Origin of the sequence: Halohasta litorea (genome assembly GCF_024494645.1) — an archaeon.
Classification (GTDB): Archaea; Halobacteriota; Halobacteria; order Halobacteriales; family Haloferacaceae; genus Halohasta; species Halohasta litorea.
This window is the reverse complement of the sequence record NZ_JANHDJ010000010.1, coordinates 1-26,161: the sequence shown is the minus strand read 5'-3', so window position 1 is coordinate 26,161 and position 26,161 is coordinate 1. Positions and strand designations below refer to the sequence as shown.

The following is a 26,161-nucleotide window of genomic DNA, read 5'->3' as shown; positions in this document are numbered from 1 at the left end:
CTCTGCCATCGTGTCTCCTGTTTCCCGTCGCCAGTCAAATCTGTTTCCACCCCCGCTCTTGTGGCGGAGTTTGTTGGTAGCGAACTCTCGTCTCGGTCTGGGTCAATCGAACCTTCGGTAGAAACGGTGACACCCCTGTTCGGTCCCGTCCACCAGTGAGACACAACGACAGCGAAATCGCCGGAAGGCTCTCCACCAACAATCCTCTACAAAAAGCGTTTTACAAATCTGGGTGTTGCAATGCGATTGCCGGCTACTGTCGAATGAGATTTGAAAGTCTCCGTTCGACAATATCAGCCGGCCAAGATGGGTCGATCGTGTCACGCGCAACTCCGAAGGTTTCCACTGTCCCGTCTACGGGGGTTGTCGAGTGTTCTTGCTGCTCAAACAGGTACGAGTAGGCCGTTACTTGAAGTTTGTACCGCCGTTGGGTCTCTGCCGTTGGCTTCGTCAGTGTGATCTTCACGTCGGACACATGCTGCTCGCCTGAGGGTGACTCGACGACGAAATCGCTCGTTCCGTGGACCTCAATCTCAACGTCGTTGTTCGTCACGAGGCCATCGATTGGTCTCTCCACGGTAACTCGCTCGGCCCGCTGGATTCGCGCCCATAGATCTGACGCGAGGAAGTCGTCCAGTACCTCCTCTTCGAAGAAGGTGAACAGTTCGTCGCGTTCATCGTCGCCGATCCGTTTAGCATGGTCGTTCAGGATGTCGTCGAACACGTGTCGAACCTCGTCGCCGGCGTTGCGGAGTGTGGGTTCCGGTACGTCACGGTCGACGAGTGTGGTCAGTACCTTGTGTAAGCAGGAGCCGATGTCGTCTGGGCCGAGGGTGTCGAACCGGAGGGGGACGTGGTCCGGAACGTCGTTCGCGTCTGTATGTAGGGCGTTCCCGAGGAGGTGGTTGAGTACGTGTGTGTCGGGGGCTTCGGTGAGTGGGTACATCGTACTCGGGTTGACGAACCGTGGCACCCAGGGAGCGAGATCCGCGCGGCACGGGGGGTTCACGGCGACGTCGTCATCCCGGGAACGGGACGTATTCCGCCATGTTGCATCCAGGGCGACGTCGTTGACGCCGACGTCGAAGGAATGCGGTTCTGTATCAACCGTGTACGTCCCTGTCTGATCGCCGGTGAAGTTGAGGGCGTCTCGAATCGTGTCGAGCCACCGGTCACGTGGCCGTGGTTCATAGGGGCGTGACCGTGGGAGTGGGACAACGAGGTGGTCTTGTGCCCGTGTGAGAGCGACGTACAGCAGTCGCCATGCTTCTGCTCGCTTGTTCGCCGCCGCTCGGACGAGTCGGTCGGGACCGAGCAACGATGTCGGGTCTGCAGCGTCCTCGATATTATTACACCAGTGACTTGTCGTCCATCGTAATCCGACGTCGCGGTCCCACTGGTTTTCTGGCTCGTACAGTCCGTTGGTGAACGGTGGGAGCGACACGTCTTCGGGGGTGTCGGTGTTTGTTGGTGGCCTGAGGGCGTTGATACTGCCTTGAGAAATGAAGCGTTGCGCTTGTGGCCCGTGCTTCCAGAGGTCGAAGCCAGGATTCGCTACGACTATGACGTCGTCTTGGTCGCCTTTTGCGTCGTGGATTGTCCGAAATTCCACATCGTGGCTTGTGTCAGCGGTGCTTGGCTGGTTCGGGCCCAAGTGGGCCTGTTGGCGGAACGGGTCGATCAGCTCGGAAAGTTCGCGTAGGTCTATGTGGTCGTCCGTTTCCCACTCTTGGAGGGTATCAACGAGTGCATCGAGGTTGGCGACTCGCTGTGCCGGGGTGATGTCGAAGCGTTCGTGGGGGTCTGCCCGGAGAGCAAGCGCCTTGATGATGTCCTCGACGTATGTTCCAGCAGGCTGCGAGAAGAACCGTTCACGCCGGTTGCGGAGCTCGATGAGACTGTTAAGGATGTCTTGGTGGGCGTCCGTGAGTTCGCAGTCGCTGAGCACCGCATCAAGGCTCCAACAATGTGTTTCGAAGGCAGGTTTGAGCGACTCAAGTCCGAGACTCGACTCCGTGACAAGCTGGCGAGTCTGTTCAGGGTCAGCCGGCTCGACTAACCATTCACACACATCGAGTACCGTATTCACGACCGGACATTCGAAGAGGTTCTCACTCGCTGTCCGCACGCTCACATCTTCCTCGTCAAACGCGTCCTCGTACTCGTCCATTTTCGCCGACCACCGGAACAACACGGTGATTCCGAGAGGGGCATCGTTGTCGTCAGTGAACGTTCCGTCTGCGAGCCCATTGGCAATAAGCGTTGCCAGCTTCGCCGCTTCCCCGCTCTCCTCGTCAGGATTGACCCAGGTAGTTGAATCAGGATGTGCCGGAATTGGGTCGAAGGCCGCGATATGAATACTCGAACCAGTCGTTGAGTCCCGACTCGCTTCGAGCCCCGGATATCGGACATTTACGTCGCCGAGGTTTCCACGGGCAGGATCTGTGAGTGTCGCCTCGGAGATTTCGTTGATCGCACTAGCGATGTCCGGAACACATCGGTACGTTGTTGTCGCAGTCCGATGCTCGTGAATATCCCAATCAACTCCTAAATACTCGCCTTCGTCTGCCGCGGTCTCGAAGAGAGTTGGGTCAGCGTGCCGCCAGCGGTAGATGCTCTGGAGGAGATCTCCAGCGCAAAACACCCGCGTATTGGATGTCACTAGGTGCGAGAGTGCCGCGTGCTGGATCGCAGAGACGTCCTGCGCTTCGTCGATAATCAGGCTCCGAATCCGCGTGTGATACCGCTGTTGGACGCGGGATCGCTGAGCGTCATCAATGTCATCGAGTCGGCCAGCAAAGTACGCGTCGACGAGGTACGCAACATCCGTGTGTGACACGACCTCCTCGTCACGGATGGCATGCCGGTACGTTCGCCGGTACGTCTCAAGGACCGCGCAGAAGTCGTCGACTCTAGCACGCCAGGCGTCGTAGAGACGCGCATCTGCGTCACAGATCGCGTCGCGCTCCTCACCGCCAATATCGTCGTAGGCATTCTTGTCAACGTCTGCGCCGACATAGCGTTCGATTGCGGTGATGATGTCACCGAACGAGTCTGGAGCGCCGTCCGGGTAGGTGTCGTCAACGGTCTGTTCAAGACCAGTCCGGAACTCATCGGTTGAGAGTCGGCGGCTTCGGCAGTACGTGACCGCAGTCTCAAGCATCTCGGTCATGTCGTCACCGTGCTCACCAGCGGGGTACGCAGCCTCCAGCCGCGCCAGCCGCTGTACGATGTCGGAGTCCTCCTGAATCCGCCGGTAACAGGTGGCATGCAGCTGTTTCTGTCGAGCGGGGTTTCCGACGATTGGCATCTCCTCGAAACCGATGTCGGGAGCGATATCACTCAGCACGTCCCGAAGGACACCGTCAATCGTTCCGACGAAAGGAGCGTGTCTGATTCGCTGAATCAGGTATTCCAGTTCCTCGTCAGATACATCGTTCGCGGCGGGGATCAGATCGTGTTCGACGAGTTCTCGAAGCCGGGTACAGATGTCCGGGATGAGATTCTCCGCCTCGCTGCGGTTGAATGAGATGACTGCGACTCGCTGCTCGGGTGTTGGATCCCCCGCGACATACCGACGAAGGATGTCCTCTGCACCGATGTGGTCGGAGACCTCTGACTTCCCTGCGCCCGGAACGCAGTTGAGCGTGAACAATCCAGACTCATGTTGGAAGTACGCATCACGAATGGTTCGTTGTGCGTTCCGCAGTCGAATCGGCTCGTCACTTGGCATAGGTCTCCTCCTCGTTGAGCATCGCTTCGACAGCGTCTGGGAGGTCTCGACTGGGACTCACCAGTTGTCGTCGCTCATCGGCTGGAACGACTGTGGTGTTCAACTGGTCCAGTAACGGAGATGGTCGTCGCTCGTCACCAGACGTGGATTCGGTGTGGCGAGTCACGACCAACCCGTCTCCAGCGGCCTGCACGGTGTCCCCAAACTGGTCACGGTCTCGGCCAGTCGTCCACGCCGTCCGCGGTGCAAGCGCTCCTGTACGCCCTTCTCCCCGAAGGATTTCTTCCTGAAGTTCTGGGGGCACAACGCTTTCGGGTTGCGCCGGCCACTCACCGTCCACTAATCCAACGGCGATGACGTACGGGATGTCCAACAGCCAGATGTCGTTCGCTTCGAAGACATCCACGGCATGTGCGTTCGAGTGTTCTCGTCGACCGGGTCGCTGGGTTGCGATCAACTGACTCAACTCCGCGACGCTACTCCATGACTGGTCAAGCGATCCTTCATCGAGGCGGTCAGCGTACTTATAGCGAAGTTGCTGGATGAGCGTTTTCACGCGAATGATTGCTCGCGCGTCCCGTTCTGTCTCAATAAGCGCCGGGCAATCACGCGTTTTCGTCACCGGCAGCCCGAGCTCCTCATACCGGTCAACAACACTGAGGAGGCGATCTGTGACTACAGTCGGCGTTGGCTCTGGACAGTCGGTGAGCCACGTAATGTACGTCATGAGACAGTCATCTCTCTCCTGAGTTGTGGCAAGATCGTCCCGCCACGCTTCGAGTGTTCGTGGTTCATCTGGTAGCTCCTGCATCAACCGCTGGACTGTCTGTGAATCAAGTGGCCACGATGATGACGGCGATGTTTCCGATGGGGGACACCAGCGATGTTCGAGTGGGCGACATAGGACCTCCCGAGACACCTCCTCCGCGCCCAGTACGTCGCAGACTGACTCAATGAGTGCGTATGGCCGCGTCTGGGTTACTCTGAGCTGCACCCAGAACACGGGCGCAATCCCGTATTGGATCGCAGCCCGATACAGTGGCTCCTCGTACTGGTCCATGTCGCGTGCAACCACAGCGATGTCACGGACCGGCACGCCAACATCACGTAACGCGGCTACAGTCGCCATCACGGTTCGCGCCTCCTCACGGCGCGTCGTCGTCACCACCTCCGCAACTGGGACATCAGCGCCATCGAGTGGCTCAGCAAGGGCGAGCCGACCGGACGCGGTCACGACTCGAACACCACCATTCCTGGGCTGGCGACGTCGAACAACTCCGAGGCCCGCTGAGTGAGGTATGAGCCAGTCCCACGCCGGAAATGGACGTGCACCGGCACGGCCACCGACGCCAGGACGGCGTGCAGGAGGTCAATGTAGGCAGCGGGAACACTGCTCACACCAACTAGTGATACACGCTCGACGTCTGGAAACGCGTCTTCCCAAATCGCACCATCAGTCGCAAGAACCTCCCGCGCCGCGCGGCGAACGAACGCCACGTCAGAGACCGACGTCGATGTCGATGTCACCTGGCGGAGTGCCTGTTCGATACTGACTGCGGCGTCAAGCAACTCAGCGCCATCCGCATCGATCGGCGCTTGAAGCCCACCAACGACATCCTGGACGATGTCGAGTCGCTCCGGATGGAAGCCGGTCACAGCCTCAATCTCCGTCCGAATCTGCTCAACACTCTGTGGCTCCGACGGCACAACCGGTGACGCGATCGACACATCCTCGTCCGACAGTATGGAGCGAATCATCGATAAACGATCGATGCGGTCGACCGTCGTTGTCGGCAGGCCAGCGACGTCAAGGAGCTGTTTCCCAACTGTTGTCGGGTCGCTGAATTGGAAACTTGTTTTTGGGGTCTGGGATTCTCGCAGTCTGCGTTGGATGTTTCGACGGTGTAGCTCCACGGGAGCCAACACCAACTCCGTCTGTTGGGTTGAGTGGTCTGCACGTTCTAAGAGAGATGCTTCGTTTCCTACGTGGAGAGTCAGATTCTTCGGAAGTTGTTCTTGCTGTGTCTGAGTCATTGAGGTGTCAGAGTTAGTGGAAGAGGGATGGCCAAGAGGGACTAGCTCGCTACTCACCGAATCCTTGCCACGTATTGTGATTGGAGGATGTGATCTGTATTATAATATTTTCAAAGCCCGCTAGTAATATTGTTTCGCTGGACCCCCTCAAGTCTAACATTCTACTACCGACTTGTCTGATATTTCGCAAGTGGGGGTGGATTCACTAACCCCCCATATGTATTGAAGCCACTCACCACATCGAGCGGAGTTTTCATAGCGCGGATTAGGAGTGAAACAGCCGCTCAGTAGGGTTGCGAACTTATTGACTGAGTGTGGGTGCTCGGCGGAATCATCTCGATATTTTGAATTGGCCGCTTGCTGTTTCCCCGATATGATGACAGACGAACTCGGATCCTTGCTCGAATGGTTCGACCTGAAGGACGAACTTCGGACGGGATGGGAACTCCGGAATGTCGACTCGCCTGAATCGGTCGCAGCCCACACGTGGGGGACAGCGGCGCTTTGTCTGCTCTATGCCGACCAAGAAGATGTTGACCGCCAGAAAGCAGTGACGATGGCCCTCATTCACGACCTCGGCGAAGCTCGCACGGGCGATATTGCAACCCGTGCGGAGGACGGACGCCAGACCATTCCCACGTCCGAGAAAGAGACGGCTGAACGGAGCGCGGTAACCGATCTCGTCGGGCCCTTCAACGATTCCGAACTGCTGTCGCTCTGGGAAGAGTACGAAGCCCGTGACACCCCGACGGCACAGTTCGTCAAAGACATGGATCTTGTTGATAATTGTCTCCAGGCGCTCAAGTATGAGCGCCAAAATAGGTACGATGAAGCCGAAACAACTGACCACTTCACCGAGTTCGAGAATCTAGACGAGTTCTTTGCTACCGCCGCGCCACGCTTCCAGACAGAATTCGGCCAGGACCTGTTTAAGCAAATCAAATCGGAATACGAAAGCGAAATCGGACGACCTTGCCAACTATGAATTAGTCTTTGTCACTTACAGGTTCCTCGGTCAGTGTACACCCTATACTTAGCATCTCAACCCGTTCACTCTAATTGGAAACTGGCCAAGGAATGTGCGTTGAGTACGCAACTAGGATTCAGTGACGACTTGTCGGACAACTCGGAAACGATTACCCGATATTCGGGCCTATAGCGCCTCGATCACGGTGTCACCCACACCACTAAGTGCAAGGTTGTTATAGAAGTCTGCATGAGACTTGAGGCGACCGCAAAGGAAGACGAGTACAAGGTGTGGATGACCGACGCGGAGCTCACCGAGTTGCGGCGGGCGGCCGCGAGTCACCGCGACGATCTCGTCATCCAACTCGGCGGCTACGTCAGCCTCCGCGCCTTCGAGATCCCCCAGATCTGCCCCAAGCACGTCAAGCGTACCGAGGACGGCGACCACTACCGCCTCCGCGTTCCCGAAGGCAAAGACACCACCGGGAACGGCGGCAAGCCGCGAGACGCCTATCTACCTGCCGACGTCGAGGGCGACATCCACCGCTACACCAACGCCGAGAACATCGACCGCCACGAGTCACTCGTCGATCTCTCCGAGCGTGGTGTCCGGGACGTCGTCAAGCGCACCGCCGAGCGAGCTGCTGAGGAGACCGGCGACGACGACTTCCAGTACGTCTCCAGCCACGATCTCCGGCGGCGGTTCGCCCAGCGGCTTCTCGTCGACGAACAAGTCAACCCCCGGGTCGTGATGCAGGTTGGAGGTTGGGATTCGTTCCAAGCAATTGAGCCGTACCTGAACGCGCCGACACCGGAGGTTGTGAATGAGGCGTTCGAGAACGCGGACCTCGCATGACTGACGACGAGACCGATTTTGAGACTCCACGCCCGAGTGGTCACTCCGGACTCTGATGGGAAGCCCAGATGATTTTGGGTCCGGGGGCTAACGCTCAGGTATGGCTTTCAGCGTCTCGTGGCACACGCTCTTGGATGAGTTAGACGCGCTGCCGGCTGAGGCAACGCTCATCACGCCGCTGTCGCATACCCAATTCCAGGTTACGGATGTCCAGGAGCACCGTGTCATCATCGAGTTTCTCGACCGCGACATCGATGAGACGCGGCCGCTCCACCGGGAACAGTTCGAATCGTTGTATGCCCGTGTCACCGACGCGCCGGACGGGTTCGACCTCGATCGACTTCCGCCGGACGCCGACCCATACTCGGCTGTGTTGAGCGTGCATCCCCGGTTTGAAATCGATGAGGAGCGGGGTGTGATCGTCGAAACAGAGGGATCGACCGCCAGCCAGCGAGTCGACGCTGACACGTCCGTTGAGGACAACCAAGGACGGACGGAGCCGGAGTTAGACGTGTATGCGGACGCGGTATTGCTTGTGGACGCGCTCGAACGCCACGAGGTGGATGTATTGGAAGAGCTGGAGACGGATGGGTTGGTGAATCTGTATACGCTGCTCTCGGATGTGCAACGGAACGCCAACGAACTTCGCCAATCGGTGGGCGATGTCTTGTTGGGTCGGCTCCATCACGACCGGCCGGTCAGCGGGCCGTTCGGCTCCGTCCAGCGGACGACGCGGCGACGGCGGTCACTGAAAGACGACGAAGAGGTTCTGGAACTGGTTGAGGAGGCGGGGATTGAGCGGGAGCGAGTGGTGGGTGTGGACCGGGAGAAGGTTGCGGAGGTGCTGGAGGTGACGGAGTTGTCAGAAGCGGACGTGTACGACGTCGAGGAGTCGGAGTACGTCCGGAAGGCGGAGGTAGACGAGGACCGGAAGGAGAGTCGTCTGCAGGGGCTCAAAGATCAACTTGCGGCCACAGACAATGAGGAGGATGACGCGGAGGGGCTCCGCGAGGAGATCGAGGAGTTAGAACGCCGGATCGATGAGCTGACGAGTTTCCGGACCGGATCAGAGCTCTCGTGACCGCGAGGAGATCGAGACCGGGTCACGGACTGCGGGGACACTCCCGTTGAATCGCTACGTACAATGGCTGAGGCTAGCGCATTCGGTTATGGACACACGGAAAACGCTCCACCTCACCTTTCAATCCTTATCTGAACACCGCCTGCAGATCCGGTCGTGTTTAGTTAAGGCGAGCCTGTCATACAATAGTTCCCAACAAATATAATTCGCAAATTCTATTTTGAATATAACTATTGGGTGACGAGATTACGGGCTTAAGCGCGAAGTTGGGGATGGATAATCGTCATGCAGAGGGCGTGAGACGTATTCTATGACACGCTCAGCCCGCTATTTCGATTCGTCATGAACACCGAATACTGCTGATGATCGGTGTGTTCGGAGTTCTCTTTCCGTCGGTAGATCAGCGTCGTCGAGTGCCACTCGTTGTCGCCGAGGTGTAATTTCCGATCGGCCTCGTAGCGATCTTTTCCCTTCTTGAGCAGCCGTTTCGCTTGCGCTTTCTCACTCGTCTGCATCCGCTTCGGCACGACGTAGGACAGCCCGCGTTGACTCAGCATCTCCAGGATGTGCTGACTGTCGAACTCCCGGTCCATCAGCACGTTATCGACATGAACAGCCGCCTCTGCCGAATCCAAGAGGTCCGTGACGATCTCCTTGCGCGTGTCCCCCTTCCGGACTGGGCGCGCATCTAAGACGATTGGGACGGCATTCCCGACCAGTTGGACTGTCGCCCACTGGTAGGCATACTCATCGGTGTTCTCTTTCGTGCCGATAATCTCGTCTTCGTGACCCGCACGATTGCCAGTAAACGGGTCGGACTCTGTGATGTCGATCGCGACAATACCGGCTCGGAAGAACTCCTCGGTCTCTGCGACTCGATCTAAGAGACGACTCACGGCTTGGCGGTACATCTCGCGTATCTGCTCAATGGAGAGATCCCGCACATGCTCGCGATGGGCGTGGCCCAAAGGTGTTCGATCTCGGGTCGATTCGTGGATGAAACTCCGAGCCCCTTCGTTGACAGCTAAGTTCTCTCGAAGCCCCAGATAGGTCTGAAGGTCCCAGTAGGCATTCTCATGGATCTCACAGCCCTCACCACGGTCCAATGAGAACGCTGGGAACGCAACGTCGCTGACGCGGTTAGTGACGGCCTCGGCCTGCTCTAATATGGTCTGATCAGCGGGGTCCGATTCTTCATTCTCGTCATGGTGTCTGCGGCTCTGCCGTTCTGGTTCTCGTGGAACAGAGACACCCGCATTTTGGGCTTTGATGAGGATCGTTCGCGCTGTGGTTTCGACCGTGTTCCGGAGATCTGCAGTGAAGCGATGGTGCCAACTGCGCCACAGGGTTGACTGATCGGGGACCGACTCCAAGCCGATCTGTTCGCTGAAATCAGGGTGCTGGGTGAGGTATTCGACGAGGGCAGTCTCGTGGTTCCAGCCATGGCATTCTTTCAGCAGGAACAAGCGAAATAGTGTCTCCATCTCGTAGCTCGTCGATCCTGCATACCGGTCGTGGGGATCGAACTGGACGTATGCAAGCGGTAATGTGTGGACGAATGGTTCAACGCCCTCGTGTTCGTCTTGTTGGAACCACGTTTTTGCGACCACGCGGACATCCGACTCCAGTGCGGGAAGCGACGAACGATCGAACAGCGGGCTAGACCCATACGTTGGCCAATCGACATAGGAACAATGAGCGATTTGGCGAAAGACTGTTCGACGCGACTCGGGGGTCGTAGCCATGTGGGTACTGATAGCAAAACGTCCAAGACCAGTTGATCAAGATCTGATAGAAGTTGGATTCATCAGCGGAAGTGTTGTGGTTAGCTGGAGTAAGAGACACTCCCAAACTGTGTTTCTCGCCAGTATTTCCAGAGGTAGGATATATCACTAGGATACAACAGTTTTACAATTTCCCGCTTGCTCCCATCGTTAATATCTGAAAGGGTATCTCGAGAAAGCTTGTTCAGATCTTGCATGAGTCGGTCGTACCGTTCGTTTGGTGCAAGGTATAGCAACCTCGTCATCATCAATCGACGGTCTTGTCTGGGGGCAACTTGCTCGTTCCATAGGTCGTCGTAGACTCCCATCTCCTCAGCAGAGATGTTTTTCGTCCTCGTCAGACAGCGGTCGGCTGTCATTGCAGCTGCGCGAGCTGATTTCATACACTTGTAGATTCCCTCTCCCCAGACAGGATCAACCGATGGGACAGTATCACCGATCGCCATAAACGAATCAGTACTCATCGATCCGGGGGGCTGTACATGTGCTGATCCCCGAACTGGACTCTCTGCGATTTGTCTGGCGTTCTCGAACCGTGGGTCAGTATCAAGCCAATGTTCGAGATACCCGTCGACGGTGCGATCGTGAATGGCGTTTTCTTGATAGCGTTCATTCTGGATATAACAGATGCCGACTTTTGCTGTGTCGTCACCCGTATGGAAGATCCACGAATAACCTCCAGGGGCGTACTCGTGGTCCAACCGCAACATCATCGCGTCAGTGAGATCAGCAAACTCGGGATGATTGAGATCGACGCCTTCGAATAAGTATTCAATACCAATCGCGTGATTCTCCCGGTCAAGATTGGCTATCCCCAGATCTTTAGCCAGTGGCGCAGCCGGACCCGTAGCATCAATAACGATTTCGCCAAAGACCTCCTGATCACGATTATAACGGACACCAACGAGATCACCATCTTCGACGATCGGGTCACGAACACGAGCATCAAACCGATACTCAGCACCCTTGTGACGACCATCCTCGACAAGGAACTTCTTGAACGCCTCGAAGTCCAAGACAAAGCCCGGCTGGTCCTGGATAAAGTGTTCATTTGGAGATTCAAGAACGACTGATCCAGTCGCGTGCATAACGACGTCGTCCGGGATGCCGAAGGAGGTCATCATTGACGCAAACGTTCCGCCGGTAGATTTGTTACTTTGAGCTGGGAATTCATCTTCTGCTTCGGTTTCTAGGACGACAACATCGTACCCACGGCCAGCTAGATCTCGTGCACACTGCGCCCCCGCTGGACCTGCCCCAGCGATGATTACATCATACCTGTTTGACATCGTTGGAGAACAACTACTCAAGAGCGGACGAACAAGATGTTGGAACACAGTGCCACTTTTCGGTTGTTTCTACACAGGGGCAGTGCCCACCATCTTAGTGGGCAGACATCTGTGACACCACGTTGACGCAGTAGACGCCACCGATAATGAGGCCAATTCCGAGAAGGCCTGCCAGATCAACAGGTTCATCAAAAACAACGGCCCCGATACCTGCCACACCGACAATACCCAATGCTGCCCATGTCCCATAGACGACACCCATCGGTAATTCTTCTAACGTCAGGGATAGTAGATAGAACGCTGCCCCATATCCGAGGACAACCCCAATACTGGGAACCGGTTGTGAAAATCCATCGGAGAGTTTGAGGGCAGTTGTCCCGAATAATTCGGAGAGTATTGCACCAGCGAGCAGTACGTACGGATGCATATCGTTAGGTTTCGAAGCCCCCGAGATACGACTATTGAAACAAAACAGCACTTACAATTTGTTTGGAGGCACAATGACAAAGCATGACGGAATTGGGCGAGCTTGGACTCTCAAGTTACGAGGAGAAGGCCTATCGAACCCTTCTCGTAACAGGAGCAGTGACGGCAGCTGAACTCTCTGATACTAGTGGAGTCCCAAAAGGCCGTATCTACGACGTACTAAACGGCCTTGAAGCTCGCAAGTTGATCTGGAGACAGTCAAGCGACCCAAATCGGTACGTGGCCGTACAGCCAGAAACCGTCGTCGACAGGCTTCTGGCTGAACGAGCGTATGAACTGAAACAAGAGTGGGGTCGTTATCGCGAGAAAGCAGAAACAGTTCGTTCGAACCTTTTGCCGACACCACCAACAGAGAGTAGTTTCTGGCTTGGATCGCTCGGGAGTGACGAAATGAGTACAGCGCTCCAGCAGCATATGCGAACCGCGGAGAATGTTGTCAAAGCAACTGTCGGGCCTCCCTACGAGGATGCGACGTGGGAGACACTCCAATCTGAAGTGGAAGGCTTTTTCGAGGGTGCTAATACGGATTTGTCTGTAGACCTCCTCTTCAGTGAAAAAGCAGTTACCGTACTCCCCGACCGATTCCCACATCTAATTGAAAACCAGCCCGCAGACATAACTGTCAGAACGACTCCTGAGATTGCGCTTTCGTTTGATATCGTGGACAATGTGGAGACGACGATCGATGTGCTACATCCAGTATCTGGTGAAGACAGAATCGGTGTGATCGGGATCAAAGATTCGCAAGTAGTCTCCGAGTTTGAGCAGTACTTCCAACGACTGTGGACCGATGCTGTTCCCCTCCTTGAGTGAGACAGTGATGATGGGAGGAAGACGTGGTGTGATGTAATTGACTCAAACCGATATTGCCTCTGTGCATTGAGAAGGCCAGTCTCAACTCCTGATTAGGGTGGAAGGTGAGACTACGGCGGGTTTAGCGGGGCTGTAATGCGTGGTTTCGGGCGAATTTGTGAGGGGAGGACGCTTCGAATCCTCTTTCGAGGATCTTCTCGTGTCGTACTACCGACCAGATCGGTGAGTTTCCGAGATCCCCGACAGCGTTGCCACTCAGGAATCCGCATTGCCCCGGACCGAGTACCGCCCTATCCAATTCCAGTCTCCTTCTTCAGCAGCGTCAGCGTATTATCGGCAGTCACCATCGGTGCGTGTTCGTACTCACCCGTCAACTCGACTTGGACGAGTAGGTCGACTGCTCGCCAAATGGAGTACAACAAACAGGCGAACGCGAAGTAGAAGAACCGCAGCCCGAAATTCGTCGACGTCGTCGCAGCCATGAATCGCTTGATCGACCGATAGCCACTCTCAATCTCCCACCGATGGCCGTACTCACTGAGAAAGCCGCCACCTCGGTTGGACATGAACACCGAGTACTGCCGGTGATCGTCGTGTTCAGAGTTCTCTTTACGTCGGTAGATCAGCGTCGTCTCGTGCCACTCGTTCTTCCCGAGATGGAGTTTGCGGTCGGTCTCGTACCGGTCTTGCCCCCGTTGGAGGAGTCGTTTTGCCTGGGCTTTCTCGCTAGCCTGCATCCGCTTTGGGACAACATAGGAGAGTCCCCGCTGGCTAATCATCTCCAAGAGGTGCTGACTATCGAACTCTCGGTCCATTAGCACGTTATCGACGTGAACGAGCTCTTCAGCGGAGTTGAGCAGGTCCTTGACGATCTCCTTTCGTGACTCGCCTCGTCGAACTGGGCGGGCATCAAGCACGAGTGGAACAGCGTTGCCGACCAGCTGGACGGTCGCCCATTGGTAGGCGTACTCGTCGTTCTTCTCCTTCGTTCCGATTATCTCGTCCTCGTGGCCGGTTCGGTCGCCCGTGAAGGGATCGTCCTCAGTGATGTCGATCGCGACGATTCCAGCTCGGAAGAACTCCTCCGTCCCCGCAAGTTCGTTGGTGAGTTGCTGGACGGCCTGTCGGTACATCTCGCGGATCTGCTCGATAGGGAGGTCACGAATCTGGTCGCGGTGGCCGTGTCCGAGTGGTGTTCGATCACGCGTCGACTCGTGGATGAAGCTCTGAGCGCCCTCGTTGGCGGCCAAGTTCTCACGGAGCCCCAGATAGGTCTGTAAGTCCCAGTAGGCGTTCTCAGGAATCTCACAGCCCTCGCCCCGGTTGAGCGAGAACGCGGGGAACACGACGCGACTGATGTGGTCGGTGATCTTCCCTGCCTTGTCGAGGATGGCTTGGTCGTCAGGGTCCGGTTCAGTAGCGTCGTCGCCTCGCCCCGGGAGGTTTCGTTCTGGTTCGCGTGGTACAGCGACACCCGCGTTCTGCGCTTTGATCAAGATTAGTCGAGCCGCTTTCTGGACAGTGTCCCGAAGATCTCGCGTGAAGCGCTTGTTCCAGGTACGCCAGAGCGTCGACTGATTGGGAACCGTCCCCAACTCGAGGCGTTCGCAGAGTGCGGGGTGGCTATCGAGATACTCGAAGAGAGGCGTTTCGTGCGTCCAGCCGTGGAGTTCTTTCAGCACGAACACGCGAAAGAGGGTATCCATCTCATAACGGGTTGAATTTCCGTAGCGGTCGTGGGCCTCGAATCTGAAGTAGGCTATCGGAAGTTCGCAGACGCACTGTTCGAGTGAGTTATGATTTGGGTGCGTGAACCAGACACTCGAGACGACTCGAACGTCCGATTCTAACCCACCGAGTGAGGAGCGATCGTACAGCGGTGTCGAGTCATATGCGGGCCACTCGATATGTTGGTGTGCGATTCGTCGAAAGACGCTGCGCCGAGACTCGCGAGTCGCGACCACTACAGAAGAATAGCCCGGAGACGCTCAAGAGTTCGTCCAACCGACCAGTATAGAGAGTTCTGTGGCTCTGCTGGATTCCTCAATCGCGAGCAGGGGTGATGCAGCTAATCGTTAGATGTAGAGGAACAGTATATCGGTTAGTGAAAATTCGTTGTGTCACAGGGGACAAATCTTATTCTACAAGAAATTCTTCTGTGACACATGGACCTGAGCTGGGCACTTCTCCTTGTTGTCGCCGTCCTCGTAATCGGGTACGGTCTTTACACTGTGTACAATCTCTCAAATTTCCTCGGGGACTACCTTCGTTCCTGACAACCAAATTCTGGTGTTCTTGCTTCCGTATACCCGGTACATTCGCACACCTACTGAACGGTTATTTCACGACGAATTCGCTGGTGAGAACCCGCCTCGTTGTGGTGCGTAGTTCGGTAAGTACAGGTTGGACAGATATCGGAGTCGGCTCTCTCTTTCCCGCTGTTGTTCTATCCGTCCTGCTGAGACTGGGGAATCCGGGACTACTCGCTACTGGTTCGTTGTTCCACGTACTCGCGCGTCTTTCCGTGCAACACGTACTCCACCTGCTGGAGCTCGTCGATCGACCCCGAGCCGGTGACGAACATCGCTGTTCGCAGCTCGGCGATCAGGTCCCCGACGCGTTCGATGACAGCGTCTGGCCCGTCTGTAGCTGGTTTCAGGAATGGTTTCGCCAACCCGCCGGCGCGGGCACCCAGGGCAATCGCTTTTGCCACGTCCAATCCCGTTCGGACACCACCACTCGCAATGACGCAGTCGTGTTCGGCAACACACTCGATCGTGCTTGCAGCGGTTGGAATGCCCCATTCTCGGAACAGGGTGCCGATTTGTTTCTGTCGCGGCGCGTTCGCGGCTGCTGCGCGATAGGCTTCGATCCCGGACCACGTCGTTCCGCCTTTGCCAGCGACGTCGAGAGCGTCAACGCCTGCCGCAGTTAGCTCTCGGGCAGTCTCCCCGGAGATGCCGTTGCCCGTTTCCTTGACGATAATCGGCACCGAGAGTGCCTCGGACACTCGTTCGATCGCAGCTACACAGTTCCGGCCATCGACGTCGCCTTCTGGTTGGGTGGCTTCCTGGAGGAAGTTCAGGTGGACCGCGAGCGCGTCGGCGTCGATCATCTCGACTGCCTGCTCGACCATTTCGATGTCGTACTCTCGGAGCTGTGCAGCGCCGAGGTTCCCGTAGATGAACGCATCGGGTGCGGCATCGCGGACGACGGTGTACGATTCGAGGACGCGTTCGTCGTCGAGTTCGAGGCCTGCTCGCTGGCTACCGAGACCCATGGCGATACCGGTTTCGCTGGCGGCCCGGGCCAGCGCCCGATTGATCTCCGTCGTGTTGTGGTGCCCGCCAGTCATGCTCTCGATGAAGATTGGGGCAGAGAGGTCGTGACCCAGGAAGTCGATGGAGGGGTCGATCGCGTCGTAATCGAGTTCCGGAAGCGCGTTGTGGACGAGGTGGACGTCGTCGAAGCCCGTGCCTGTCGTTTCGACGTCCCGCTCTTGGACGATTTGAAGGTGGTCGTCTTTTCGGTCTTCAGTCTGCGTGGAGTCCTGCGCCGTCATTAGTCGGGTTTGTACAAGAGATGGGAAAACAATACTGTTGTATCGACTCTCCCCCATCCTAACTATTCTTGAAATGATAATATTCAGGGGTCGCTATGTGTCTGTATTCAGCATTGCGCTGCTATACGACGTAAATTGACAGAGATACCAGTGATAAGTTCGCACTCTTCAGCGAACGGCTGTTTCAGGGGAGAATCTATCTGAAGAATGGGATTTCAACAGAGCCATTCACGGGAACAATTCTCTAAAGAAGAGGATTTCAACAGAGCCCTGCTAGCGGAAACAAATTCTCCCATTATTCTGATAAAATCAGGCTATCCACTTGTGAGCAGGGGTACGCGAGGCCACTCAGTCCTGCGAGTGATCGTCGTCAGACCTGTGCATTATTCCCTATCTTCGCAACACGTCCTCGTGCTCTGGCGACCCAACTTCGCAGTTTGGATTTCTACAAATCAAAATTTAGGTGATAGGTCTGAGTTGGAGGGAAACAGCAGTGATGCTGACGTCTCTCGCAGCTTATGAATCGTGCTGGCGCTTGACTGCCACTCTCACCATCGAAAGTGAGACAGAGTGAAAAGAAACACCAGTCTTTGTTGAGGTCATCCCTCAGAAAATGTAGCGATTCAATAAACGAACATGAATTGGCGGTGACGACGCTACGTGCGTATCAGTCGTCGCACCCGGGACCACACAGCACTCAGAACGAGCATGCCTGCGATGACAACCGCGTAATGCAGAGGGTCAGCGAGAACCTCTGGAATCGATGCCAGCGAGTAGACGACTATGAGTGCGCCGAGGCCGACAACCGCAGTTGCGCGAAGCGGCGGGAGTTCGCCGAACTGGTAGCGCCAGGAGGCGACGAACACGGCCAACAAGACGAACGACAGGCCGAGCACGGGGGGCGAGGAGGGCGTGGCCATATGGATACTCGGGGGCGGGCGTCCTTGGGCGTTCTGTACTCATCTTGTAGTCTGGAGCGTGTTACAGAATCGGTCACAGCGTTTGGTTCCATAGTGAACCGTCAGTACAGACCCTGTAGTTCCCGGTCAGCGCAGAAAGTATAGTTCGGATGTGGTCCTCGGTTTCGATGTGACATAGCGTTTTAATGCTTGAACACCATATCCAGCACAATGCCCGACAAAACCTCCAAACCCGATTCACTCAAATCACGTCTTCTGTTCTTTATCGCTGGAATTACCGTCGTAGTTCTACTGTCTACATTAGATGTTGGCGGAATATGGGTCGTCCCCGTCGGTATTCTTGCCTTTGTCCTACTTGGCGAGGCCTACCTCTCCCTTACGGGTAAGCGACCATCAGGTCAATAAGCATCTTATCGCACAGTTTCAAAATCATTAGTTGTAAACCATTATCTGGAGTAGCCTCCGCTGTCAGTAGAGGGTTTACTTCCTATGCATACGGAAGATGAAGTCGAATTCGGTGGTATTTGGGAGGGACTGAGCACCATCCTCGTCTCGGTGCTGGCAGTCGGCGTGTTCGTGATCGCGTCGGACCCAATCAACATTGGCGGCGTTGTAGCGAGTGTCGCCCTTGCCGCACTTGGGGTTGCACAGCTCATTGCGCCCCGAGTATTACCGTGGTATACGAGTCTCTCGCCTCGCTGGACTGGTCTGTTCTGGATACTCGTTGGAATCGGTCTCGCGGTGCTGGGTGTCGTCTCCTCGACTACGATTGGCAGATTCGGTGGTGGTGTGCTCCTTGGGGGCCTATTCGTTCTCTACGGATTCCTCACCGCACTTGACCGATAAACACATCCCCTGTACTTACCGAAGCAACTCACCACATCGAGAGGGGTTCTTACTAACTGATCTGATGTGAAACAGCCGCTCAGTATGTGTGCGAACTGAATAGCGGGTCACTCCGAGTCGTCTTCGTACACGTTGCCAGTTGGGTCCCAAAGAAGGTCAATAAGGCTCCCGACACCGAGAAAAATGAAGAAAATGGGAAGGTCTGTTGGTACCTCTATCGCATACGCAATAGCACCGACGACACCGAGCGGCAATGCAGCGAGTCGGTCGAACCGAGGAATACGCCGTTGGACTGCAGGCAGTGTGTTACCAAGTGTATACATCGTCATCACACCCAAGAGTAGTACCGTAACAAGGCTTGGCCGTCTATGATAGCCCATCCAGTAATTGCAAAACAGAGAGCGTGTCATAGAATACGTCTCACGCCCTCTGCATGACGATTATCCATCCCCAACTTCGCGCTTAAGCCCGTAATCTCGTCACCCAATAGTTATATTCAAAATAGAATTTGCGAATTATATTTGTTGGGAACTATTGTATGACAGGCTCAAACAGATGATGGTAAAAAGACCGAAGAGTATCGACTGATCATCGTGTGAATTCGATTTGAGAGTAGAGGGCATACGTGTGTATTCGTTTTACCAAATAATAGTTTTTCTCTATATTGGACGATACAGCTTTCACCTGTACTGACCGATACCTGAGTCCCTTGTACTGAGCGATAGATGGAAGTTTGACCTACTGTCCCCGTTAAGAACCATGTGGATCTAATGAAATGAGCGATAGCTAGTGAACTCGTCCTCGTGCGGTCGACAAAGTCGTCGGTTTCTTGGCCGAACAGGTTCGGTGTGGATGCCGCAGGTGGAGTCGGCTCGCAGACCGGAATTGCGAGCGGGTATCCGAGTCGTTTACCGCCCCAAGGGTCGAATGTCGTAGATATGAAGAAGAAGCATAAGGAACTCGCTAATCGCTTCTCGCAGATGGCCACAGACTACGACGACAAGCAACATAACGACGAGTACAACGCATGCGCCTCGCTCGTTATCGACCACGCCGACCCACGTCCCGACGACGTGGTACTTGACCTCGGAACAGGCACGGGCCTGATTGCACTCGCGCTCGCCGAGAACGCTGAGCACGTCGTCGGACGCGACATCAGCGAGGGGATGTTAGAGAAGGCCCGCGCGAAGGCCGACGACGGCAGCATCGATAACGTGGAGTTCGGCGACGGCGAGTTCCGCGATCCGCAGTACGACGGCGAGGTAGACATCGTCGTCTCGAACTTCGCCATGCACCACCTTCCCGACGAGGAGAAACGCGAGGCCATCGAGGTCATTGCCAGTCTCAGCCCACGCCGGTTCGTCCTCGGCGACGCGATGTTCTTCGGCTCGCCCAACCCCGAGGAGCCGTTATTCGGTCACGGGGTTGACGCAACGACCGTCGGCATGCTCGTGGACGAGCTCACCGACGCCGGATTCGTGGTGACGGCGGTCGAACGCGTTCACGACCAGGTGGGCGTACTTGTTGCCGAGCGACTGGAAATTCCGCAGAAGTAGCAGATCCTGGAATGTCCACAACCGAGGAGAGAGATCGGCATCCCTCCGTCCCCCTCCCTAAAAGGGAAATAGAATGCTATTCAAGCTATTTTGAAATCGCATTCTTTCGTTCTTGCTCAAACCGTTCAGCAACCTCGTCAACCAAGTCTTCCTCTACAACCGTGCGCAGCAACGCGTCAGTCATCTCACGGACAACGATATTCTGATAGCCGCGGGTACTGAGCTCGCGCTCTAATTCGTAGTTCAACCAGGAATCGAAGTTCTCGATAGTCTCTTCGCGTGCGTAAAACGGCCGTTGATTGGCTGCCTCGTATGAAAAGGCAGTGTCTGTCATCGGGTCCAGTTCCTCAACGTCCCCCTCATCCGGTTCGTCGACGTGTTCGGTTGTCGTGTCTGAGGCGGGTGGCTCGCGCGATTCCTGTTCACTCTTCGTCTCGTCTTGCTCGTCAGCATCGTCATCCAGCGTCTGACTAAGATCTGCGAACGGGTCACCGTCGTCAGCCATGCCGGACCACCTCACCGGCCTCGACGATGTGCGCGAGTTCGTCGAAATTCTTCAGTTGATCACAGTTGGCGTCGTAGTCCAGCAGCGGTTTGCGTTCACCGTACGCTTTCGTGATACTCGTTCGGTCTCGGATACCTGGTGTCGGACTAATGTCGCCGCTGCCCACAGCCTCCCAATCCGTGATTCGAGCGAAGTTCGGAATACGGTCCTGCAAGCTGTTGTGGGAGTTCAGCCGTTCGAGGAGCTGGCGATCTTGCGTTTGCTGGTCGATACGCCCATCCAGCATATTCGGGACGAGTGCGAGGACGTCGACGTCCATGTGCTTTCGCAGCGGAGCAATCTGGCGCTCGATAGTGCGTTCCAGTCCGGACATCGCCTCGTTGCCGGGCGCTAGTGGAAGAACAAGATTAGACGTCGCGACGAGAGCGTTGTCGGTCAGTCGCGAGCGATATGCGGGCGAGTCCGTGACGATGAAGTCGTATTCGTCGCCCAGCAGCGGCTCAACGACTTCGCGCTTCAACAGAGCAGACGGCTGGAAGACGTCACCGACGACGATTTCTCGCTCGACTTGCTCGAGATCCTCGCTCGAGGGAAGGATATCGAATTCATATTCGGTATCGTAGACGACTGAGGTTGGATCTGCCTCATCGAAGAATACCTCACCGATGCCCTCGTCTGTATTGTGATAGTGGTCATCGAACCCGAGACCGACTGAAGCGTGTCCATTCGGATCGAGGTCAATGAGGAGGACATCATGGTCGTGGGTGGCGAGTTGACGCGCGAGATTCACTGCGATGGTTGACTTGCCAACGCCACCCTTCAGCATGCAGACTGAGACAGCCCGAGAATTCCCCGCTGTATCCACGGATTCGTACGGGCTATTTGGGCTATTCGTGCTATCTATGCTATTCCCGCTATTCGTTCCCGCCATGCTATTCTGGAATAGTGCTCTATCCCCTCTTATAACTAAGGGAAGTGAATAGCCCAAATCGCCAAGATGGCCTGAATAGATTGAATAGTAAGAATAGCATGAATAGTATGAGTAGCAAAGGTAGCCTGAATTGTTAGAATAGCATAAGTAGTATCGATAGAAAATCTCTATGAATAGGATGCTATCTTGGAATAGTATCCGATTTCAGAATACCCCTAATAGTGCAGGGCTAGTACGTGCCGCAGGCGAGAGGATTCGTACCTACTCCGTCCCTTTGTCAATGACGGCCTCGTCCAGTCTCTTCCAAACAGTATCGAACAGCGGTGGATCACCGGTCAGGTCTGGAAGTGAGGTTTCCCACTGGCGCTGAATGTCCTCGCGCTGGTCACCCGGCAGACCTGTGGTGAGATCGACGTCAAGGTCGTCGTGGTCGCACTTTGCTTCGAAGGCAGGCAGGACAACGTCGAACTCAATCTCAACAGATTCGGTCTCTAAGAGCTGATAAAGATCGTAGTAGTCTCTAGCAGCACCCCGTTGGAAGATCGCCCGAAGTTTCTCCGCGAAGATCTCTTCGACACTATACGCCTGCAGTTCGAACTCCGGGATATCCTCGTAGGAGTGCGTATGGTGAACCGAGTCGAATGCGACGTACTCGTCGACCATCACGTCAAGACTGGTCGTATTCGGATGGTCAAGCACCGCCCGATACTGGATGCTCATGTCGACGTAGTGTGTCGGATAGTGTTGCTGGCGGGACTCGTGGTGCTCGCTGATGGTGAACTCAATCCCGGAGCGCTCGGTAACTGTGTCAAGGACATCACGGAGGTCGTCTTCTGATCCGTTGTACTGACCTTCGACGCCGAAATCGAGATCCTCTGAAAATCGCCACGACTGGGGGAAGTACAGTTTGCTCAGCGCCGTTCCGCCTTTGAACATGAGGTTCTCGCCAAAGTCACTCGTGAAGATACCCCAGAGAATCCAGGAGTTGACGTAGTTCTTCTCAGCATAGCCCTGGCGGACACCTAGCTCACGGGCAAGGACACGGAGTCGGTTTTGACTGATCATTAGAATCAGGACTCCGTCGGACCGAGCGTGCCCGGGTCGACGTTAATTCGGAGGCCATACTCACTGTCGTATGATCCCTGCTCGCTCTGCGTTGGGTCGAGCAGCGAGTACCCGCTCGTGAACGACTCGACGAGCGTCTCACGCGTTGGGAGGTCGATACTCAGCTGGTCGGCCAAGTAGACGATTCGCTTGGTCGCCGCGCCGTTGTCAAGCCGCTGGAGGTACTCGCCGACCGTCGCCCACGAACAGTCTTGGTCGTCCGCCGCGACCATCGCCGTTGCGAGTTCGCGGATGCCACCGCAGTACTCGGGATGGTCGGCACAGTCGACGAGCGTCTTCTCCAAGTCGGCGACGTTCACGACAGTTCCCTCGATGGACGTCGGCTCGTAGCCGAAGAACTTCCGCTCGGTGACCGTCGCGACGCGATAGGGGACGCCGTGAATCTCGCGACTCTGGGCTCGCGTCGGGGTGATGACGTACACGGTTCGGGGAACCTGTTCGGTCAGCCCGTGATGGCTGAGGGCGCTGTAGTAGCCGATGTACATCGGCTCAGCGACGTGCGAGGCGATGAGATACTCGTGGGTCGTGTACACGGCCTCCTCGCCAGCAGCGAGTGGGATGATGAGATATCGGCCGGGGAGCAGCCGATCCAGCCACCCTTTCTCGATGAGGCGGGAGGCGATCTCGCGGGCGGTATTCGGCGCGACCTCGAGGGTCGCCTCAACGTCGTCGATCGAGATGATTTGGTGGCCCTCAGCAGCGAGATGCGAGAGGAGTCGGCTCTCACGGGTCGAAAGTCCCTGCCGTATAGTTTGGGTCTCTTGTGTGGAACTCATACCTGCGTTTCGTGCATAGAATATGAAGCCCGGCAGGCATCAACGTTGCGCCTCCTCCACTCTGCCGGACAGACACCGGATTATGAACCTAGTTAGAGTGATTGAGGGCCGGTATCGACAACGCTGGCAAATGCGACGTTCTCTTGGACCTGATCGATTTCGATGGTCGGTTCGTCACCGGGCTGCGCACCTGGAATGATAACGACATAGCCGCGTTCGACCTTCGCGATTCCATCGCCTTGATCGCCGACTGTCTCGATCGTCACGTCACGGACTTCCCCTTCAGTGACCGGTGGGGTAGGTGGTCCAGAATTCCGTTCGGACGGAGCGGGCTGCTCCTGTGCTGTGTGTTCGTCAGCTGTCTTCGTCGAGGATTGTCGTTGCGTGAGTACGCCAATCCGATATGTTTCACCAGGAGAGATAGCGCCGTGTTCAACCTCGGTTTGCGGAACTTCGAGCGTATATGTCTCGCCTTGTTTTTCTACAGTTGCGCTAAACAGACTCTGGAGCGACTCCGGAACCTCAACCATACGCCGACCTACAGCCCCGAGTAGTTAATCGGTTATCTTCCGCGAAGATAGGTATCTATTCAGGAAGGCTCGTGTTTCCTGGAATTTCCGGAAAGCTATGAGGTGCAATTCCAGCAGAATCGCCTGCCAGCGTTACAGTATCCGGGTAGAGCCCAATTACAAGTGCTTCCTTTCCGGAAACGACCCGGTCACTCTTATATGACCTGCCGCAGAATCACTTTTGTACCGAATTTCATGATACGCGATGCTCGCGTTCTCCGCGCCGGGTTCGTCCCTCGAGAAGTCGAGCATCGTGACGCCGAAGTCAATCACCTTTCCAGCGTCCTTGAGCCCATCACAAACGGTGAGCCCGCCGACACCGCCATCGTCACTGGACCGAGCGGCACGGGGAAGACCTGCATCTCGCAGTTCGTCACCGAGCGCCTTCGCGAAGAGGTCCTCGACGTCGAAGCTACCTATGTCAACTGCTGGCGCAACTATACTCGCTATCGGACACTCTACCAGATTCTCGACGATTTCGGCGAAACCATCGATATCCACCGCCAGTCGACACCCCACGACGAACTCATCGATCGGCTCCAACAGTACGACGGGCCACGGACAGTCATCATCCTCGACGAGGTCGACCAGCTCGAAGATCCGGGCGTTATCTACGACCTGCATAGCCTGCCGCAGTTCGCTGTGATCTGTATCGCCAACAAGGAAGAAGACCTCTTCAGCCGCGTCGACGACCGCCTCGTGAGTCGACTTCGATCCAGCGAACACGTCCGCATGGACAAGTATCACGACGAGCAACTCCACGACATCCTCGCTGCTCGTGTGAAAGGAGGGCTCGACCAGGACGTCATTACGACTAACCAACTCGACCGTATTGCCGACGCCGCTGCTGGTGATGCTCGTCTCGCGATTGGCATCCTTCGGACCGCCGCGAGCAAAGCCGACCGCGAGAGCAGAGAGCGAATCACCGATGATATCCTCCTCAACGCTGCGGAAGACGCTCGCGCACAAATCAAGCAGAAGAATCTCGACTCACTCACGCCGCACCAGCGGATTGTCTACGACGTCGTCCAGGAACACGGGCCCCTTGGGCCGAGCGAGATTCACGACCACTACAAGCGGAAAGTCGATGATCCCCGGACGAAACGTACGATTCGCACGTATCTGTCGAAGATGACGCAATATAACGTCCTCACTGCCGAGGGCACGAGTCGTGACCGGGAATACGCGCTCGCCAATGCAGCCGTACCCTCCCCTGGGTGAATACTACTTTGCTGAGAGAGACATCTTCAGTGCGTCCAGTCTTCACCCAGATGTGAAGTCACCCAATCCGGATTGTTCGTGTCCCAGCGGTTCGATTACTGATGGACCGTCGTTGTCGGGGCTGTTGACGTGCGTCGAAATCTCGTACGCCTTGAGGTCGCCGTCTGGGTAGGGCTGGCACATATCTGCGCGTTCATCCGAGCCAGCAGTGAGCCACGTCTCCTCGGCGCCGTCGGGGAGGACTACCGGCATCCGGTCGTGAATCGGTTGCATCAGATCGTTCGGTTCGGTCGTCAGGATGGTCACGCACGGGATGGCTGATTCCTCTCCTTCCCAGACCTCCCAGAGGCCAGCCATCGCGAACGCCGGGGCGTCCTCGCGGTAGATTCGATACGGTTGTTTGGGCCCGCTGTCCCGCGTCTGCCACTCGTAGAACCCCGACGAGAGAACGAGACAGGGGCGCGAATCCCAGGCATCGCGGAAGGCTCGTTTCTCGGCTGCCGTTTCAGAGCGAGCGTTGATAATTCCCTCGCCGGGGTCGTCCGCCCACGACGGGAGGAGGCCCCAATGATACTGGTCGATCTCGTCGGCGGCCCGGTTGGTGATGACGTCCAGCTGCTCTCCAGGGGCGATATTGTATCTCGGGACGTATCCGCCATCCGTGACGACCTCCGCTTCAAGGTGCTTCTCGAGGTCCTCCTGGGTGGCGAACAGCGCGTTTCGCCCACACATATCTCCCTTCTCGAGGAGAGTGAGCATCAAAGTATGGTAGCTGTGCGGCGTAGAATGAGAGCAGGAAAGCCGTCAACAGTGTTAACCAACAGTTAGGAGTTACCCTACGGAGTGTTGGTTAATACAGGTGGCTGCCGTGTACCTAAATCCAGTTCCTGAACCGCTTCTAGACGGTACGTTCCGAGAGTCAGAATCTGAATATTGGAGAGCGTTTCTTCGGCCCCTAACCGAAGGTGGTTTAGTACTCTTGAGGGTGTCATAGAACGAGTAACACACCAAAGAGCAGGGTGAACGCTGAGGTGGAATGAGTTCAGCGACCCTGCAAGATGATCCTTCGGTAGAGTCGTTCTTCAATGTCGTGGAGACCGAGACGCTA

Annotated in this window: 22 protein-coding genes; 7 read left to right on the top strand and 15 right to left on the bottom strand. The window is 56.1% G+C overall.

The genetic code is table 11. The features are described 5' to 3' along the window. Nucleotides 1-253 precede the first annotated feature (253 nt). The 3 genes from NO877_RS17885 to NO877_RS20040 are packed head-to-tail and all read right to left on the bottom strand — an operon-like array spanning nucleotide 254 to nucleotide 5,767. Nucleotides 254-3,733 carry a UvrD-helicase domain-containing protein gene (locus NO877_RS17885; protein WP_256397694.1) on the bottom strand — a complete coding sequence of 1,160 codons (3,480 nt, stop codon included), beginning with the start codon at nucleotides 3,731-3,733 and terminating at the stop codon, nucleotides 254-256. Next, nucleotides 3,723-4,967 (bottom strand): PD-(D/E)XK nuclease family protein, encoded by a 1,245-nt coding sequence (locus NO877_RS17880; protein ID WP_256397693.1) that lies wholly within the window; start codon nucleotides 4,965-4,967, stop codon nucleotides 3,723-3,725. The genes NO877_RS17885 and NO877_RS17880 overlap by 11 nt, the downstream gene beginning before the upstream one ends. Then, entirely contained in the window at nucleotides 4,964-5,767 is an 804-nt protein-coding gene (locus NO877_RS20040; protein WP_136361184.1) for a hypothetical protein, read from the bottom strand. The genes NO877_RS17880 and NO877_RS20040 overlap by 4 nt, the downstream gene beginning before the upstream one ends. Nucleotides 5,768-6,140: 373 nt before the next feature. On the opposite strand from NO877_RS20040, the gene NO877_RS17870 reads away from it, so the two are divergent. The 3 genes from NO877_RS17870 (at nucleotide 6,141) to NO877_RS17860 (ending at nucleotide 8,670) form a co-directional block, all read left to right on the top strand. After that, nucleotides 6,141-6,752, top strand: a complete 612-nt coding sequence (locus tag NO877_RS17870) for an HD domain-containing protein (RefSeq protein WP_010890466.1) — start codon at nucleotides 6,141-6,143, stop codon at nucleotides 6,750-6,752. A gap of 231 nt (nucleotides 6,753-6,983) precedes the next feature. Next, entirely contained in the window at nucleotides 6,984-7,589 is a 606-nt protein-coding gene (locus tag NO877_RS17865; protein ID WP_256397691.1) for a site-specific integrase, read from the top strand. A gap of 100 nt (nucleotides 7,590-7,689) precedes the next feature. After that, nucleotides 7,690-8,670: a DUF7983 family protein gene (locus NO877_RS17860; RefSeq protein ID WP_256397690.1), complete on the top strand. Its 981-nt coding sequence runs from the start codon at nucleotides 7,690-7,692 to the stop codon at nucleotides 8,668-8,670. Between the two features lie 308 nt (nucleotides 8,671-8,978). On the opposite strand, the gene NO877_RS17855 is transcribed toward NO877_RS17860, so the two are convergent. The 3 genes from NO877_RS17855 to NO877_RS17845 all read right to left on the bottom strand — a co-directional run bounded on the left by NO877_RS17855 (nucleotide 8,979) and on the right by NO877_RS17845 (nucleotide 12,170). Further along, nucleotides 8,979-10,415 carry a transposase gene (locus NO877_RS17855; protein ID WP_303647028.1) on the bottom strand — a complete coding sequence of 479 codons (1,437 nt, stop codon included), beginning with the start codon at nucleotides 10,413-10,415 and terminating at the stop codon, nucleotides 8,979-8,981. An 80-nt stretch (nucleotides 10,416-10,495) separates the two neighbouring features. Continuing rightward, entirely contained in the window at nucleotides 10,496-11,743 is a 1,248-nt protein-coding gene (locus tag NO877_RS17850; RefSeq protein ID WP_115864501.1) for a digeranylgeranylglycerophospholipid reductase, read from the bottom strand. A gap of 94 nt (nucleotides 11,744-11,837) precedes the next feature. Further along, nucleotides 11,838-12,170, bottom strand: a complete 333-nt coding sequence (locus tag NO877_RS17845; protein ID WP_115864500.1) for a DMT family transporter — start codon at nucleotides 12,168-12,170, stop codon at nucleotides 11,838-11,840. An 83-nt stretch (nucleotides 12,171-12,253) separates the two neighbouring features. Between NO877_RS17845 and NO877_RS17840 the strand changes: the two genes are divergently transcribed. Next, nucleotides 12,254-13,042: a TrmB family transcriptional regulator gene (locus NO877_RS17840; RefSeq protein WP_256397688.1), complete on the top strand. Its 789-nt coding sequence runs from the start codon at nucleotides 12,254-12,256 to the stop codon at nucleotides 13,040-13,042. Nucleotides 13,043-13,332: 290 nt separating this feature from the next. Here the strand turns inward: NO877_RS17840 and NO877_RS17835 are convergent, their stop codons facing one another. The 3 genes from NO877_RS17835 to NO877_RS17825 all read right to left on the bottom strand — a co-directional run bounded on the left by NO877_RS17835 (nucleotide 13,333) and on the right by NO877_RS17825 (nucleotide 17,524). Beyond that, the gene (locus NO877_RS17835; protein ID WP_379827622.1) at nucleotides 13,333-15,006 is read right to left on the bottom strand and encodes a transposase; all 1,674 of its coding nucleotides are present in this window, start codon (nucleotides 15,004-15,006) and stop codon (nucleotides 13,333-13,335) included. Between the two features lie 515 nt (nucleotides 15,007-15,521). Continuing rightward, entirely contained in the window at nucleotides 15,522-16,604 is a 1,083-nt protein-coding gene (gene fni / locus NO877_RS17830; protein WP_010904022.1) for a type 2 isopentenyl-diphosphate Delta-isomerase, read from the bottom strand. Between the two features lie 656 nt (nucleotides 16,605-17,260). Next, the gene (locus NO877_RS17825) at nucleotides 17,261-17,524 is read right to left on the bottom strand and encodes a hypothetical protein (RefSeq protein WP_256397686.1); all 264 of its coding nucleotides are present in this window, start codon (nucleotides 17,522-17,524) and stop codon (nucleotides 17,261-17,263) included. A gap of 489 nt (nucleotides 17,525-18,013) precedes the next feature. Here NO877_RS17825 and NO877_RS17820 point away from each other — a divergent pair, with 489 nt between their 5' ends. Further along, entirely contained in the window at nucleotides 18,014-18,370 is a 357-nt protein-coding gene (locus NO877_RS17820) for a hypothetical protein (protein ID WP_115864498.1), read from the top strand. Nucleotides 18,371-19,308: 938 nt separating this feature from the next. Beyond that, entirely contained in the window at nucleotides 19,309-19,926 is a 618-nt protein-coding gene (locus NO877_RS17815) for a class I SAM-dependent methyltransferase (protein WP_115864495.1), read from the top strand. 85 nt (nucleotides 19,927-20,011) lie between these two features. Here NO877_RS17815 and NO877_RS17810 read toward each other — a convergent pair whose 3' ends face one another. The 5 genes from NO877_RS17810 to NO877_RS17790 all read right to left on the bottom strand — a co-directional run bounded on the left by NO877_RS17810 (nucleotide 20,012) and on the right by NO877_RS17790 (nucleotide 23,793). Beyond that, nucleotides 20,012-20,431: a DUF7970 domain-containing protein gene (locus NO877_RS17810; RefSeq protein WP_115864536.1), complete on the bottom strand. Its 420-nt coding sequence runs from the start codon at nucleotides 20,429-20,431 to the stop codon at nucleotides 20,012-20,014. Beyond that, nucleotides 20,424-21,362, bottom strand: a complete 939-nt coding sequence (locus NO877_RS17805) for a ParA family protein (RefSeq protein WP_115864494.1) — start codon at nucleotides 21,360-21,362, stop codon at nucleotides 20,424-20,426. The genes NO877_RS17810 and NO877_RS17805 overlap by 8 nt, the downstream gene beginning before the upstream one ends. Before the next feature lie 261 nt (nucleotides 21,363-21,623). Further along, complete coding sequence (locus NO877_RS17800) at nucleotides 21,624-22,427, bottom strand: nucleotidyl transferase AbiEii/AbiGii toxin family protein (RefSeq protein WP_010890439.1); 804 nt, start codon at nucleotides 22,425-22,427, stop codon at nucleotides 21,624-21,626. A 5-nt stretch (nucleotides 22,428-22,432) separates the two neighbouring features. Continuing rightward, nucleotides 22,433-23,263 (bottom strand): type IV toxin-antitoxin system AbiEi family antitoxin domain-containing protein, encoded by an 831-nt coding sequence (locus NO877_RS17795; RefSeq protein WP_256397684.1) that lies wholly within the window; start codon nucleotides 23,261-23,263, stop codon nucleotides 22,433-22,435. A gap of 92 nt (nucleotides 23,264-23,355) precedes the next feature. After that, nucleotides 23,356-23,793 (bottom strand): TRAM domain-containing protein, encoded by a 438-nt coding sequence (locus NO877_RS17790; RefSeq protein ID WP_115864492.1) that lies wholly within the window; start codon nucleotides 23,791-23,793, stop codon nucleotides 23,356-23,358. Between the two features lie 234 nt (nucleotides 23,794-24,027). On the opposite strand from NO877_RS17790, the gene NO877_RS17785 reads away from it, so the two are divergent. Beyond that, the gene (locus NO877_RS17785; protein ID WP_115864491.1) at nucleotides 24,028-25,053 is read left to right on the top strand and encodes a Cdc6/Cdc18 family protein; all 1,026 of its coding nucleotides are present in this window, start codon (nucleotides 24,028-24,030) and stop codon (nucleotides 25,051-25,053) included. Between the two features lie 42 nt (nucleotides 25,054-25,095). Here the strand turns inward: NO877_RS17785 and NO877_RS17780 are convergent, their stop codons facing one another. Further along, a complete protein-coding gene (locus NO877_RS17780; protein ID WP_115864535.1) occupies nucleotides 25,096-25,785 on the bottom strand; it encodes an SOS response-associated peptidase in 690 nt (229 codons plus the stop codon). Nucleotides 25,786-26,161: the final 376 nt, after the last annotated feature.